The 13,349-nt window shown below is 67.6% G+C and carries 12 protein-coding genes; 3 read left to right on the forward strand and 9 right to left on the reverse strand.

Features of this window, described 5'->3' with window-relative positions:
• Positions 1 to 96 precede the first annotated feature (96 nt).
• From ACW5DW_RS08365 to ndk, 4 genes are all read right to left on the reverse strand, one after another.
• Positions 97 to 927: a helix-turn-helix domain-containing protein gene (locus tag ACW5DW_RS08365; RefSeq protein WP_457018297.1), complete on the reverse strand. Its 831-nt coding sequence runs from the start codon at positions 925 to 927 to the stop codon at positions 97 to 99.
• Positions 924 to 1,739, reverse strand: coding sequence for a type IV pilus biogenesis/stability protein PilW (locus ACW5DW_RS08370; RefSeq protein ID WP_457018298.1), 816 nt, complete (start codon positions 1,737 to 1,739; stop codon positions 924 to 926). The genes ACW5DW_RS08365 and ACW5DW_RS08370 overlap by 4 nt, the downstream gene beginning before the upstream one ends.
• Positions 1,726 to 2,874 (reverse strand): 23S rRNA (adenine(2503)-C(2))-methyltransferase RlmN, encoded by a 1,149-nt coding sequence (gene rlmN / locus ACW5DW_RS08375; protein WP_457018299.1) that lies wholly within the window; start codon positions 2,872 to 2,874, stop codon positions 1,726 to 1,728. Before rlmN ends, ACW5DW_RS08370 begins: the two co-directional genes overlap by 14 nt.
• Before the next feature lie 148 nt (positions 2,875 to 3,022).
• The gene (ndk, locus tag ACW5DW_RS08380; RefSeq protein WP_457018300.1) at positions 3,023 to 3,448 is read right to left on the reverse strand and encodes a nucleoside-diphosphate kinase; all 426 of its coding nucleotides are present in this window, start codon (positions 3,446 to 3,448) and stop codon (positions 3,023 to 3,025) included.
• A 195-nt stretch (positions 3,449 to 3,643) separates the two neighbouring features.
• On the opposite strand from ndk, the gene ACW5DW_RS08385 reads away from it, so the two are divergent.
• The 3 genes from ACW5DW_RS08385 to ACW5DW_RS08395 all read left to right on the forward strand — a co-directional run bounded on the left by ACW5DW_RS08385 (position 3,644) and on the right by ACW5DW_RS08395 (position 7,975).
• On the forward strand, positions 3,644 to 4,258 hold the full coding sequence (locus tag ACW5DW_RS08385) for a TetR/AcrR family transcriptional regulator (protein WP_457018301.1): 615 nt from the start codon (positions 3,644 to 3,646) through the stop codon (positions 4,256 to 4,258).
• A gap of 40 nt (positions 4,259 to 4,298) precedes the next feature.
• Complete coding sequence (locus ACW5DW_RS08390; protein WP_457018302.1) at positions 4,299 to 6,671, forward strand: 3-hydroxyacyl-CoA dehydrogenase/enoyl-CoA hydratase family protein; 2,373 nt, start codon at positions 4,299 to 4,301, stop codon at positions 6,669 to 6,671.
• Positions 6,672 to 6,769: 98 nt separating this feature from the next.
• Complete coding sequence (locus ACW5DW_RS08395; RefSeq protein WP_457018303.1) at positions 6,770 to 7,975, forward strand: acetyl-CoA C-acyltransferase; 1,206 nt, start codon at positions 6,770 to 6,772, stop codon at positions 7,973 to 7,975.
• Positions 7,976 to 8,049: 74 nt separating this feature from the next.
• Here the strand turns inward: ACW5DW_RS08395 and galU are convergent, their stop codons facing one another.
• The 5 genes from galU to ACW5DW_RS08420 are packed head-to-tail and all read right to left on the reverse strand — an operon-like array spanning position 8,050 to position 13,328.
• Positions 8,050 to 8,952: a UTP--glucose-1-phosphate uridylyltransferase GalU gene (gene galU, locus ACW5DW_RS08400; protein ID WP_457018304.1), complete on the reverse strand. Its 903-nt coding sequence runs from the start codon at positions 8,950 to 8,952 to the stop codon at positions 8,050 to 8,052.
• The gene (locus ACW5DW_RS08405; protein WP_457018305.1) at positions 8,949 to 10,859 is read right to left on the reverse strand and encodes a polysaccharide biosynthesis protein; all 1,911 of its coding nucleotides are present in this window, start codon (positions 10,857 to 10,859) and stop codon (positions 8,949 to 8,951) included. Before ACW5DW_RS08405 ends, galU begins: the two co-directional genes overlap by 4 nt.
• Before the next feature lie 2 nt (positions 10,860 to 10,861).
• On the reverse strand, positions 10,862 to 11,875 hold the full coding sequence (locus ACW5DW_RS08410) for an MraY family glycosyltransferase (RefSeq protein WP_457018306.1): 1,014 nt from the start codon (positions 11,873 to 11,875) through the stop codon (positions 10,862 to 10,864).
• Between the two features lies 1 nt (position 11,876).
• Positions 11,877 to 13,055 (reverse strand): lipopolysaccharide assembly protein LapB, encoded by a 1,179-nt coding sequence (lapB, locus tag ACW5DW_RS08415; protein WP_457018307.1) that lies wholly within the window; start codon positions 13,053 to 13,055, stop codon positions 11,877 to 11,879.
• Between the two features lie 3 nt (positions 13,056 to 13,058).
• Positions 13,059 to 13,328 (reverse strand): lipopolysaccharide assembly protein LapA domain-containing protein, encoded by a 270-nt coding sequence (locus ACW5DW_RS08420; protein WP_457018308.1) that lies wholly within the window; start codon positions 13,326 to 13,328, stop codon positions 13,059 to 13,061.
• Positions 13,329 to 13,349: the final 21 nt, after the last annotated feature.

Genomic DNA, 13,349 nt, shown 5'->3' on the forward strand with positions numbered 1-13,349 from the left:
TGAGGTCCTGTCCGCGGCCGATGGCGGGACAAGCGGAGCGATCGGGAACACCCGGCGTCTGGACCGGGCGCGCATTCCACCAGATCTGTCGCGGCGCTAGTGGCCGGCCGGCTGGATGGAGCCGTCAGAGGATACCGTAAAGCGCGCGACGTTCGCTCGCTGGAAGCCGGCCAGATCCTGAATGTTGCCGTCGCCGCGCACTTCCACCGCACCGGCGTTGCCGAGCACGACGCGGCCCACTTCGCCCTTGTTGTAGTCGCGACGTTCGCCGGCCTTGAGCAGTCCGCGCTCGAGCGCCTGGCCGTCGGCACCGAAGATTTCCACCCAGCTGTCGGCGGTGAACCGCAGCGAAAGCGACGGGGCCGGTTCGGCCGGCTTTGCAGCGCGTGGCGGCAGCGACGTCATCGACGCCACCAGCGGGCGCGGCCCGTCCTCCACGCGAGTGGCGGGCACCGGACCGGCCGGCTCGGCGCTGGCGCCGGGCGGCAGGTCCAGCGATGCGTCGATGCGGATCTGCGAATCCAGGTGCGAGCGCGTCGCCATCCACGCCGGCACCGCGATCAGTGCGGTGATGACGATGTAGACCATGCGACCCATCATCCGGTCGAGCGTGCGTCGCAGCGGCGGGGTAAAGGTACGCGGCTCCAGGCGGGCCGGTTCGATCGGCACCGACGCCGAAGCGGCGGGCAAGTCCTCGTCGATGCGCACGCCCAGCAGGCGCGCGTAGCTGCGCAGCTGTCCGCGGACGAAGACCGGGGCATCGAGCCGGTCCCAGTTTCCCGATTCGAGCGATTCCACCACCCGCATCGGCATTTTCAGGCGCTGCGCCACGTCGGCCACCCCAAGGCCGGCCGCCTCGCGCGCCTGGCGCAAGCGTTCCCCCTGGCCGCGGTCAATCTGGCCAGTCTTCTGGTCGGACGACGTCATGGTTGCGTACTGCCCCCTGGGATCGTGTTCCGTGCCTGCGGAAACTCCGTCCTCAGGCGCTGAACATAGCGAGTGGCGGCGACGGTGTCGCCGAGTTGTTCTTCAATCCGTGACGCCAGTTCGAGTGTAGCGGGTGTGACGGGGGCTGCTGCAAGCCTGCGCTCGGAAAAAGCGCGCGCCTCGAGGTGGCGGCCTTCGCGGAAGGCATGTGCAGCCATGCTCTCGAGGGCGACGGCGTTGCGCGGGTCGAGCTCGAGCGCGGCGCGCAGGTCGCGCTCCACGCGGTCATGCTCGCCCGCGCGCGCGGCGCAGGCGCCGGCATTGGCCAGCGCGCCAGCCTTGTCCCGGTAACGCGGGTCGCTCACGGCGTCGTCGAACCAGCGCAGCGACTCCTGCGCGCGGTCGTTGCCGCACAGCCATGCGCCGTAATTGTTGTAGGTGACGCCCGACGGACCCAGCCGCGCGGCCTCGGCGTAATGGCTGCCGGCCAATTCATACCGTCCCTGGTGGCTGGCCACCAGCGCCATCATGGTATGCGGCCCGGGCTGCGAGGCGTCCGCCTTGAGCGCCGCTTTCGCGGCCACCGCCGCGGCTTCGAGTTCGCCTGCGCGCAGGTGCCGGTCCGCAACCGAGACCTGGAGCCGGGCCTCCTGACGCGCCTTGCTCTCCTTCGTTTCCTTGAAGGTGTACTCCTGGGCGAGCCGCTCGGTACCCCTGCGTTCGGCGCTGGGCTTGACGAAGGTGAGCCGCGAACAGCCGCCGGCCAGCACCGCCGCCGCAACGGCGAGCAGGCATGACTCACGCAGTCGCATCGTTGCCCCCGGCTTCCAGCCGCTTGCGAAATTCCGCCTGGCGCCGGGTGCGGTCCATCACCTGGCCCTTGAGCTGGCCGCAGGCGGCATCGATGTCGTCGCCGCGGGTGCGGCGCACCGGCGCGATGCGGCCGGCGTCGTTGAGCAGCTTCTGGAAGCGGCGGATCGCCGTGTCGTCCGGACGCTGGAAGCGCGTGCCCGGGAACGGATTGAACGGGATCAGGTTGACCTTGGCCGCGTCCTTCATCTGCACCCGGTTGTCGAAGTCGCGCATCAGCCCGACCAGCTCGCGCGCATGCCCGGGCTGGTCGTTGACGTCCTTCATCAGCGTGTATTCGAAGGTCACCGAGGCGCCGCGCTTGCGCTGCGCATAGCGCACGCAGGAGTCCATGAGTACGGCGATCGGATACTTCTTGTTGAGCGGCACCAGCTCGGTGCGCAGCTCGTCATTGGGCGCGTGCAGCGAGACCGCCAGCGACACGTCGCTGACCTCGCCCAGACGGTCGATCATCGGCACCACGCCGGCGGTCGACAGGGTCACGCGCTTGTTGGCCAGGCCGTAACCCAGGTCGTCGCGCATCACGCTCATCGCGCGCACGACGTTGTCGAAGTTCATGAGCGGCTCGCCCATGCCCATCATCACCACGTTGGTCAGCTTGCGCTGCTTGTGCGGCACGTTGCCCAGGTGTCGCGCCGCGGTCCACACCTGACCGACGATCTCGGCGGTGGACAGGTTGCGGTTGAAGCCCTGGGTCGCCGTGGAACAAAACTGGCAGTTCAGCGCGCAGCCCACCTGCGAGGACACGCACAGCGTGCCGCGTCCCTTGTCCGGGATGAAGACGGCTTCGATGGCGTTGCTGCCGTCCATCGCCAGCAGCCACTTGTGGGTGCCGTCGGTGGATGGCTTCTCGAACTGGACCTGCTGCACGCGCACTTCCGCGTGCGCGTGCAGCTTGGCGCGCAACGCCTTGCCCAGGTCGGTCATCTGCTCGAAATCGGTGACGTACCGATGGTGGATCCACTTCATCACCTGATGCGCGCGGAAACGCTTCTCGCCGAGCGTGTCGGCAAAAAAGTGCTCCAGCCCCTCGCGATCGAGGTCCAGGAGATTCTGTTTGGTAGTTGTTTCCGTCACGGGTGAGGCATCAGGTCAGGAGCATCTGCCACGGATCGACGCGGATTGCACGGATAGAGCGAAAGGCAGCGGAACGAGAAACACATCCTCACTTCCAGCGCGTTTGCTTTATCCGTGTGCATCCGCGTAATCCGTGGCAAACAAGAAATCAACGCGCGTAGACGTCGGTCGACGGGAAGAAGTACGCGATCTCCACCGCTGCGGTTTCGGCCGCATCCGAACCGTGCACCGCGTTGGCGTCGATGCTGTCGGCGAAGTCTGCGCGGATCGTGCCCGGCGCGGCGTCCTTGGGATTGGTGGCCCCCATCAGTTCGCGGTTCTTGGCAATCGCGCCCTCGCCCTCGAGCGCCTGGATCATCACCGGGCCGCTGATCATGAACTCGACCAGCGCGTTGAAGAACGGACGCTCGCGGTGCACCGCGTAGAAGCCTTCAGCCTCCTTGCGCGAGAGCTGCTTCATCTTCGAAGCGACGACCTTCAGGCCGCCCTTCTCGAAGCGGGAATAGATTTCGCCGATGACGTTCTTGGCAACGGCATCGGGCTTGATGATCGACAGGGTGCGCTCCAGCGCCATTGTTGCTCTCCGGGCAGGGCCGCTCGCTCAGGAGACGGCCAGATTAACATGGGAAAACCCGCGTGTGGGCGCGGGTTTAGCCGACAAGGCTACGGTAATTCTATCGGATTGCGTGGCAACTGCGGCACCCCCTGTTTGCACCCGGCCACCGACCGGCCTAAGATCAAACAAGCGTTTGATTGAGACAGGTGACGGGTGACGGGCCAGCAGTTCTCTACGAAGGAGCGGATCCTGGGCGCGGCCGAAGAGCTGTTCGCCCTGCATGGCTTCTCCGGCACATCCCTGCGCCAGGTGACCAGCCGCGCCGCCGTCAACATTGCCGCGGTCAACTACCACTTCGGCAGCAAGGAAAACCTGGTCAACGAGGTCTTCCGCCGGCGCATGGACGCGATGAGCGGGCAACGCCTGGACCGGCTGCGGCTTGCGCTGGCCGAGCATCCGGGCGAACTCGAGCCGATCCTGGCCGCCTTCGTCGAGCCTGCCCTGGACCTGGCCCAGGACCGCCACGGCGGCGCCTTCATCCGCGTGATCGCCCGGGCTTATGCTGAAAAGAACGAGCGCCTGCGCAAGTTCCTCTCCGACCAGTACGGCCACGTGCAGCGCGAGTTCGCCCGCGCCCTCACCGGCTGCCTGCCGCATCTGGACAAGGAACAGCTGTACTGGCGCCTGGATTTCCTTGGCGGCGCGCTGACCTATGCCATGGCCGATTTCGGCTTGATCAAGCGCCCCGCCGGGGTCAGCGAGGCGGCCCACCGGCAGCATGCGGCACACGAACTGATCCGATTCTCGGCCGCCGGCTTCAAGGCTTGAAGTCGACGGATTTTCCTTAGTCAACAGATGGATGCAGAACATGTCTGAGAAATTGCTTGTACGACGCGCCGCGGTGCTGGGCGCCGGCGTCATGGGCGCGCAGATTGCCGCGCACCTGACAAACGCCGGCGTCGATACGGTGCTGTTCGACCTGCCCGCCAAGGAAGGTGCTCCCGACGGCGTGGTTCTCAAGGCGATCGCCAACCTCGGCAAGCTCAGCCCTGCCCCGCTCGCCAGCCGCTCGCTGGCCGAGGCGATCACGCCGGCCAACTACGAAACCGGCCTGGACCAGTTGCGCGACTGCGACCTGGTGATCGAGGCGATCGCCGAGCGGATGGACTGGAAGCAGGACCTGTACCGCAAGATCGCCCCGTTCGTGCCCGCTCATGCGGTCCTCGCGAGCAATACTTCCGGCTTGGGAATCAACAAGTTGGCGGAGGTTCTTCCGGAACAGATTCGCCCGCGCTTCTGCGGCGTTCACTTCTTCAACCCGCCGCGCTACATGCACCTTGCCGAATTGATTCCGGCCACGACCACGGACAAGGCGGTGCTGGAAGGGCTGGAAGCCTTCCTCACCAGCACCCTCGGCAAGGGCGTGGTCTACGCCAAGGACACGCCGAACTTCATCGGCAACCGGATCGGCGTGTTCTCGATCCTGGCCACCGCGCACCACACCGGCGAGTTCGGGCTCGGCTTCGACGAGGTCGACGCCCTGACCGGCCCGCTGATCGGTCGCCCGAAGTCGGCGACCTACCGCACCTCCGACGTGGTCGGCCTGGACACGATGGCCCACGTCATCAAGACCATGGCCGACACCCTGCCCGATGATCCCTGGCACCGCTACTTCAAGTCGCCCAAGTGGCTGGAGGCGCTGGTCGGCAAGGGCGCCCTGGGACAGAAGACCGGCGCCGGCGTGTTCCGCAAGGCCGGCAAGGACATCCTGGTCCTCGACGTCGAGAAGCAGGACTATCGTCCGGCCGACCGCAAGGCCGCCGATGAGGTCGTCGAGATCCTCAAGACGAAGGATCCGGCCGAGAAGTTCGCGAAACTGCGCGAAAGCCAGCATCCGCAGGCGCAGTTCCTGTGGGCCGTATTCCGCGACCTGTTCCACTACAGCGCCTACCACCTGGCCGACATCGCCGAGACGGCGCGCGACGTGGACCTGGCCATCCGCTGGGGCTACGGCTGGTCGCTGGGCCCGTTCGAGACCTGGCAGGCCGCAGGCTGGAAGCAGGTGGCTTCGTTCATCGCCGACGACATCGTCGCCGGCAAGGCCATGAGCGATGCGCCCCTGCCCAACTGGGTGTTCGATGGCCGCGAGGGCGTGCATGGCGCCGAGGGCAGCTACAGCCCGGCCCAGGACGCCAAGCTGCCGCGCTCCGGGCTGGGCGTGTACAAGCGCCAGCGCTTCCCCGATCCGCTGCTGGGCGAGTCGTTCGCGCAGGGCGAGACGGTGTTCGAGAACGACGGCGTGCGCCTGTGGACCGACGGCGACGACATCGGCGTGGTCAGCTTCAAGACCAAGCTGCACACGGTTTCCGACCAGGTGCTGGACGGGCTGCAGGAAGCAATCGGCATCGCCGAGAAGAAGTTCGCCGGCCTGGTGATCTGGCAGCCGAAGGAGCCGTTCTCGGCCGGTGCCGACCTCGCCGGTGCACTCGGCCTGCTGCAGGCCGGCAAGTTGGACGCGTTCGAGGCGATGGTGGCCAACTTCCAGGCCACCAGCCAGCGCATCAAGTATTCGCAGGTGCCGGTGGTGGCCGCAGTGCGAGGGCTGGCGCTGGGCGGTGGCTGCGAGTTCCAGATGCACAGCGCCCGCACGGTCGCGCACCTGGAAAGCTATATCGGCCTGGTCGAGGCGGGCGTCGGCCTGCTGCCGGCTGGCGGCGGCCTCAAGGAGATCGCGGTTCGCGCCTCGGAAGCGGCTGGCTCCGGCGGCGACGTGTTCGCCGAGCTGAAGAAGACCTTCGAGACGGTGGCCATGGCCAAGGTGTCGACCTCCGCTGTCGAGGCGAAGGAACTCGGCCTGATGCGCGGCGGCGACAAGGTCGTTTTCAACGCCCACGAGCTGTTGCACATCGCCAGGCAGGAAGCGCGCGGACTGGCCGAGACCGGCTACCGCCCGCCCCTGCCCGCGCGCCGCATCCGGGTGGCCGGCGACGTCGGCATCGCCACCTTCCGCATGCTGCTGGTCAACATGCTCGAAGGCCGCTTCATCAGCGAGTACGACGACGAGATCGCCACCCGCATTGCCACCGTGCTGTGCGGCGGCGAGGTCGACCGCCGCGCGACCGTCGACGAGGAGTGGCTGCTCAGGCTCGAGCGCCGCCACTTCGTCGAGCTGGCGCAGCAGGAGAAAACCCAGGCGCGCATCGGGCACATGCTCAAGACGGGCAAGCCGCTCAGGAACTAGTGAGGGAGCCAGGCGCGCCGCGCGCGCAAGAGCGTCAGTGGAGCGGTTGTTTCCGCCGACCTCACCTCCCCAGCCTCATCTCCTTACGGAAAGACATCATGACCAGACAAGTACAGGACGCCTACATCGTCGCCGCCACCCGCACCCCGGTTGGCAAGGCCCCGAAGGGCGTATTCCGCAACACCCGTCCCGACGACATGCTTGCCCACGTTCTCAAGGCCGTGGTCGCGCAGGCGCCGGGCATCGACCTCGCGCGCATCGACGACGCCATCATCGGCTGCGCCATGCCCGAGGGCGAGCAGGGAATGAATGTGGCGCGCATCGGCGTGCTGCTGGCCGGCCTGCCCGACACCGTCGCTGCGCAGACCATCAACCGCTTCTGCTCCTCGGGCCTGCAGGCCGTCGCACTGGCGGCCGACCAGATCCGCTTGGGCAACGCCGACCTGATGCTGGCCGGCGGCACCGAATCGATGTCGATGGTGCCGATGATGGGCAACAAGGTGGCGCTGTCGCCATCGGTGTTCCGCGACGACCACGTCGCCATCGCCTACGGCATGGGCATCACCGCCGAGAAGGTCGCCGAGGAATGGAAGGTGTCGCGCGAGGACCAGGATGCGTTCGCGCTCGCTTCGCACCGTAAGGCGCTTGCCGCGCAGGCCGCAGGCGAGTTCAACGACGAGATCACGCCCTACGAGATCGTCTCGCGCCTGCCCGACGTCGCCGGCAACACCATCCGCCTGAAGAAGCTGCTCGTGGAACAGGACGAGGGGCCGCGCGCGGACACCTCGATCGAGGGACTGGCGAAGCTGCGGACCGTGTTCCGCAACGGCCAGTTCGGAGGCTCGGTCACTGCCGGCAACTCCTCGCAGATGAGCGATGGCGCAGGCGCCGTGCTGCTGGCCTCCGGGCAAGCGGTGAAGGACTACGGCCTGACGCCGCTGGCCCGGTTCGTGAGTTTCTCGGTGGCCGGCGTACGGCCAGAAGTGATGGGCATCGGCCCGATCGCCGCGATCCCGAAGGCGCTCAGGCAGGCCGGCCTCACCAAGGACCAGTTGGACTGGATCGAGCTCAACGAGGCCTTCGCTGCGCAGGCGCTGGCGGTGATGCGCGATTCGGACCTGGACCCGGACAAGGTCAACCCGCTCGGCGGCGCGATCGCGCTGGGCCATCCGCTCGGCGCCACCGGCGCTGTCCGCACCGCGACCATCGTCCACGGCATGCGCCGTCGCAAGCAGAAGTACGGCATGGTGACCATGTGCATCGGCACCGGCATGGGCGCGGCGGGGATCTTCGAGGCGCTCTGAGTCGTCGCATCCGGCAAGGGAAGAACGGCGCCTTCGGGCGCCGTTCTCGTTGGCACGTCCGACGCCGCGAGGACTCAGCTGATATCGGTGACGCCAAGCTCGCGCAATGCCCTGGTCATGCTGTCGCGCGCGGCGTCGCTGATCTTCTCGTGGTCGAGGGCGAAGCGGATCGTCGCTTCGACCAGGCCGATATGGGTGCCGCAGTCGAAGCGGGTGCCGCGGAAGCGGTAGGCGTCGATCTGGTGCTCGGCCAGCAGGCTGGCGATGGCGTCGGTGAGCTGGATCTCCCCGCCCGCGCCGCGGCCGGTGTTCTCGAGGTGACCGAAAATCGCGCTCGGCAGGATGTAGCGGCCGACCACGGCCAGGGTGCTTGGCGCGTCTTCCGGCCTGGGCTTCTCGACCATGCGGCGGATCGCACCGCTGCGCTCATGGAAGCCCTCGGTCTCAACGATGCCGTAGCTGCCGGTCTGATCCGGCGGCACATCCTGCACCGCGATCGCGCCGACACCGTTGGCTTCGGCATGGTCGGCCATCTGCTTGAGCGCGCCATCGCCGTTGCGGTTCCAGATCAGGTCGTCCGGCAGCAGCACGGCGAACGGTTCATCGCCGATCACCGGCTTCGCGCACAGCACGGCATGGCCCAGGCCAAGCGCTTCGGCCTGGGTCACGAACACCGCGCGCACGCCTGCGGGCAGCACGTTGCGCACCAGCTCGAGCTGCTCGAACTTGCCGGATTTTTCCAGCTTCTGCTCGAGCTCGTAGGCCTTGTCGAAATAGTCCGCGACCGCGTGCTTGTAGCGGTTGGTCACGAACACCAGGGTGTCGCAGCCGGCCTCGACCGCCTCGTCGACGGCGTACTGGATCAGCGGCCGGTCGACGATCGGCAGCATCTCCTTGGGCACCGTCTTGGTCGCGGGAAGGAACCGCGTGCCCAGGCCGGCAACCGGGAATACGGCCTTGCGGATGCGTTGCGTCATGTCTTGCGCGCCTGTCTTGCGGGGAATGCCACGACCGTGCCGGCGACCTCGCGTCCCGGCAGGCCCTTGGCGGGCTGGAACTCGGGCAGCGCCTCGCGCAGCAGCCTGCCCAGAAGCTCGACGTCGTAGGCGACCGATGCCTCGCGCAGGACGACCAGCGCATGCTGGATCTTCTCGCGCGAGAACGGCCGTGCTTCCGCCTGGAGGATCTTGGGATGGACCGTCGGGCGATAACGCTCGTCGGCGTGGAACAGCGTTTCGTGCAGCTTCTCGCCGGGGCGCAGGCCGGTATAGACGATCGCGATGTCGCGCTCGGGCTGCTTGCCGGCGAGTCGGATCATCTGTTCGGCCAACAGGCGGATCGGAACCGGTTCGCCCATGTCCAGGGTATAGACCGCCTCGCGGGAGCCGATGGCCACCGACTGCATGATCAGCTGGCAGGCTTCCGGGATGGTCATGAAGTAACGGGTGACCTCCGGATCGGTGACGGTCACCGGGCCTCCGCTGCGGATCTGCGCACGGAACAGCGGCACCACGCTGCCGGCCGAGTCGAGCACGTTGCCGAAGCGGACCGTGACGAAATGGGTGCCGTCGGGTTCGGCCACCGCCTGGCAGACCATCTCCGCCAGCCGCTTGGTCGCACCGAGCACGTTCACCGGGTCGACCGCCTTGTCGGTGGAAATCAGCACGAAGGTGCCGACCTTCGCCGCCGCCGCCTCGCGTGCCACCACCTCGGTGGCCAGCACGTTGTTGCGCACCGCCTCGCGCAACTGGCCCTCGAGCACCGGCACCTGCTTGTAGGCGGCGGCATGGAAGACCGCATCCGGGTTGCACAGGGCAAGTGCGTGGCGCATCACTGCCGGGTCGCCGCAGTCGCCGAGCACCGGAAAGCACTGGATCTGGGGAAAGTCCCGGCGTAGCCCGGCTTCGGCCTTGACCAGCGCGAGCTCGTCGATCTCGATCAGCGCGATGCGGCTGGCCCCATGGCGCGCACACTGGCGGCACAGCTCGCCACCGATCGATCCGCCGGCACCGGTCACCAGCACGCTGCGTCCGCCGAGCCAGCCGCGGATCGCCTTCCAGTCCGGCGTCACCGGCTGCCGGCCCAGCAGGTCCTCGATCGCGACTTCCTTCAGCTCGCCGGGCAGCGAACGGCCCTCCAGCATGTCGTCCAGCCTGGGCACGGTACGGAACGGCAGGCCGGTCTGTTCGCAGGCCGCAACCACACGGCGCATCGTTGCCGCGTCGATCGAGGGCATGGCGATGACCAGCAGGCCGGCAGCGGTTTCCGGAGCGATCCTGGCCACCTCATCGATCCGGCCCAGCACCGGGATGCCCTGCATGCGGCTGCCGCGCAGCTTGGCCGCATCGTCCAGGAAGCCCACGGGGGAGTAGGCGCCCGTGCGGCGCAGGTCACGCACCAGCGTTTCACCGGCCTGGCCCGCGCCCAGGATCAGCACGCGCAGCACGGCCTTGTCGGTGCGCGCGGTGCTGTGGTCCTTCCAGGCCCGGTACAGCAGCCGCGGCATCCCCAGCAATGCAGTGAGCAGCAGCGGATACAGCAGCAGCACCGAACGCGGCACGTGATGGAGGCGGTTGTAGACGAACAGCGCCAGCATGATCGCCAACAGGCCGATCACCGACGCCTTGAGGATGTTGAGCAGGTCGGGCAGGCTCGCGAAGCGCCACACGCCGCGGTAAAGGCCAACCTGCCAGAACACCGCGCCTTGTGCCGCCAGCACCAGCAGGATTTCGGCCGCTGCCAGCGTGGGCACCGCGGCAAGCGGCTGCAGCGTATAGCGGAACTGGTACAGCGCCAGCCAGCACAGCCAGACCATGCCGAGGTCGTGTACGACCACGGCCAGTCGCGGCATGGTCACGGTGACCCGATCCTTCCAGCTTTGCATGCTCAGCGCTTCCCGTCTCGAAGGGTGTCCGGATACCTATCCACGGGACATTCTCGCAACAGCATCCATGCCAGCCCCCCCAAGCAAAGAAACGCCACGTACAACAACATGATAAAGGACCAGTGCGATGAACGCATGGCAAACATGACGACGGAAACGACTGCGGTTGCCAGCACATACGACAGGGCGACACGTGCATGGCCACGGCGCCGCGCCCACGCCTGGTAGGCGTGCAGGGTGTGCGGCTCCCACCAGCGATCTCCACGCACCATGCGCGAAAGCAATGTCAACGAGGCGTCAAGAAGGAATGGCAGCAGCGGAAACAGCAGCAGGATCCGTACACCCGGATCGGCACGCAGCGACGAGACCGCCAGCAGCGAGGCCAGCGCATAGCCCAGCGCGCCACTGCCGACATCTCCCATGAAGATTCGCGCCCGTGGAAAGTTGAACGGCAGGAAACCGGACGCGCCGGCCGCGAGCGCCAGGCCCAGCCAGAACACGGGCCCCTGTCCCGCGAACAATGCGTAGGCGCTCGCGACCAGCACGGCCTGGCTGGCGGCGATGCCGTTGATGCCATCCATGAAATTCCAGATATTGGTCAACACGACGGTTGCGACGAAAGCCACGGCAAGGTCGAGGGGACTTGCGCCCGCAAGCCACAGCCCGATGCAGAGCAGGACTGCGGCCAGCACGTGCACGCACAGCCGCAGCGTGGCCGGGAGCGGACGGTGGTCATCGATCCAGCCGATGCCCGCCACCAGCACAAGCCCGGCTGCGGCCAGGGCCAGCTCGGGGATGCTGGCCGGCACGCGGGCAGCCAGCACCGCCATCGCCACCAGCAGCACCAGCACGATCGCGATGCCGCCGCCGCGCGGGGTCGCGTCGCGGTGGCTGCGGCGCGCGCCCGGCTGGTCGATCAACTGCCGCCGCAACGCGTAGCCGCGCGCCAGCCATGTGGCTGCGCAGCCCAGCACGAACCCGGTCAACAACCACAGGACAAGCCCGGCCCAGCCCATCTCAGACCACTGCGTAGTTCAGCAGCGGCTTGATGGTGCCCCACTCCTTGCAACTCGGGCACTGCCAGTGGTGGCTGCGTGCGCCGAAACCGCAGCGGTTGCAGCGGTAGCTGGGGTTGCGTACCAGCAGCTGCTCGGTGATCAGGCGCAGGTCCTGCAGGGTGGTGGAAAAGCCCTGGTTCTCGGCGAGGGTCAGGTCGATCAGCGCCGCCTCGCCCCGGACCGAGGGACGGTCCTTGAGTTGCTGCGCCAGGTAGCTGCGTGCGGCAGGAACGCCGTCCTGCTCCTCCAGCAGGCGCGCCAGCGCCAGCACCGGCGCGACGCCGCGGTAATGCTCGCTCATCTCTGCCAGGAACTTGCGTGCCCCGGACGCGTCGCCGACGCGTCCATAGGCAGCCAGCAGCGCCGGCAACACCTCGGGCAGGAAATCGGTGTCGTGGCGCGCGGCGCGCTCGTAGGCGCGGATTGCCGCCGCGTCGTTGCCGGCGTCGGTCTCCAGGCGGCCATCGAGGATGCCCGCCCGCACCGACTTCGAATCGGCGGCGTAGGCCCGCGCCACCGCCGCACGGGCGCCCTCGCCGTCCCCGGCCAGGCGCAGGCGGTCGGCCAATTCGCACTCGAAATGCCCGATCAGCTTGCCCATCGGCTCGCCGGTCGCTGTTTCGTAGCGGGTCGCGTTCTCGATCGCCTTGGCCCAGTCGCGCTCGGCCTGGTAGATGTCGATCAGGTGCTTGAGCGCCTGCGGCGCGCGCTGGTCGATCTTGGCCAGGTCGGTGAACACCACCTCGGCGCGATCGAGCAAGCCGGACTTCATGTAGTCCTCGCCCAGCGCCAGCAGCGCCTGCACCTTCTGCGGGTCGCTCAGGTCCGGTCGCTGCGCCAGCCCCTGGTGCAGGCGGATCGCCCGGTCGACCTCGCCGCGGCGCCGGAACAGATGGCCAAGCGCGAGCTGGGTCTCGAAGGTTTCCTTGTCCAGCTCGGCGATGTGCAGGAACAGCTCGATCGCCTTGTCCGGCTGTTCGTTGAGCAGGTAGTTGAGGCCGCGGAAGTAGGTGGTCGACAGCCGGCTCACCTGGCTGTCGCTGTGGCGCTCACCGCCGCGCCGGCCGATCACCCAGCCGCTGAGCGCAGCCAGCGGCAGCAGCAGGAAGAACCAGAACCACTCGGTGACGAAGGCCATGGCTCAGACTCCCATGTCGTAGGGGGGACGCGGCGCGTCATCGCGCCCGCGCTTGCGTTCAATATCCCGGCGCAGCGGCGCGATCACGCCAAGGGCCAGCGCCAGGCCACCGAGGATGGCACCCAGCAGCAGCGCCGCGAGCAGGACAACGCCCAGGCCTGCGTGCAGCACGGTGATCCCCAGGTCGAGGACAACGGACTGCGGGTTGAGTGCGCCGAGGGCAATGCCCAGCGCGATGAATACGATGGCGAAGAGGATGCGGAACAGTCGCATGCGCTGCGGCCAGGCGCAGGG

Source organism: Luteimonas sp. A482 (genome assembly GCF_054072655.1).

Excerpts from the sequence above, each read along its gene's own strand:
- ACW5DW_RS08365 (WP_457018297.1), bottom strand. The coding sequence starts at position 927 with ATGACGTCGTCCGACCAGAAGACTGGCCAGATTGACCGCGGCCAGGGG.
- ACW5DW_RS08370 (WP_457018298.1), bottom strand. The coding sequence starts at position 1,739 with ATGCGACTGCGTGAGTCATGCCTGCTCGCCGTTGCGGCGGCGGTGCTG.
- ndk (WP_457018300.1), bottom strand. The coding sequence starts at position 3,448 with ATGGCGCTGGAGCGCACCCTGTCGATCATCAAGCCCGATGCCGTTGCC.
- ACW5DW_RS08390 (WP_457018302.1), top strand. The coding sequence starts at position 4,299 with ATGTCTGAGAAATTGCTTGTACGACGCGCCGCGGTGCTGGGCGCCGGC.
- ACW5DW_RS08395 (WP_457018303.1), top strand. The coding sequence starts at position 6,770 with ATGACCAGACAAGTACAGGACGCCTACATCGTCGCCGCCACCCGCACC.
- galU (WP_457018304.1), bottom strand. The coding sequence starts at position 8,952 with ATGACGCAACGCATCCGCAAGGCCGTATTCCCGGTTGCCGGCCTGGGC.
- ACW5DW_RS08405 (WP_457018305.1), bottom strand. The coding sequence starts at position 10,859 with ATGCAAAGCTGGAAGGATCGGGTCACCGTGACCATGCCGCGACTGGCC.
- ACW5DW_RS08410 (WP_457018306.1), bottom strand. The coding sequence starts at position 11,875 with ATGGGCTGGGCCGGGCTTGTCCTGTGGTTGTTGACCGGGTTCGTGCTG.
- lapB (WP_457018307.1), bottom strand. The coding sequence starts at position 13,055 with ATGGCCTTCGTCACCGAGTGGTTCTGGTTCTTCCTGCTGCTGCCGCTG.
- ACW5DW_RS08420 (WP_457018308.1), bottom strand. The coding sequence starts at position 13,328 with ATGCGACTGTTCCGCATCCTCTTCGCCATCGTATTCATCGCGCTGGGC.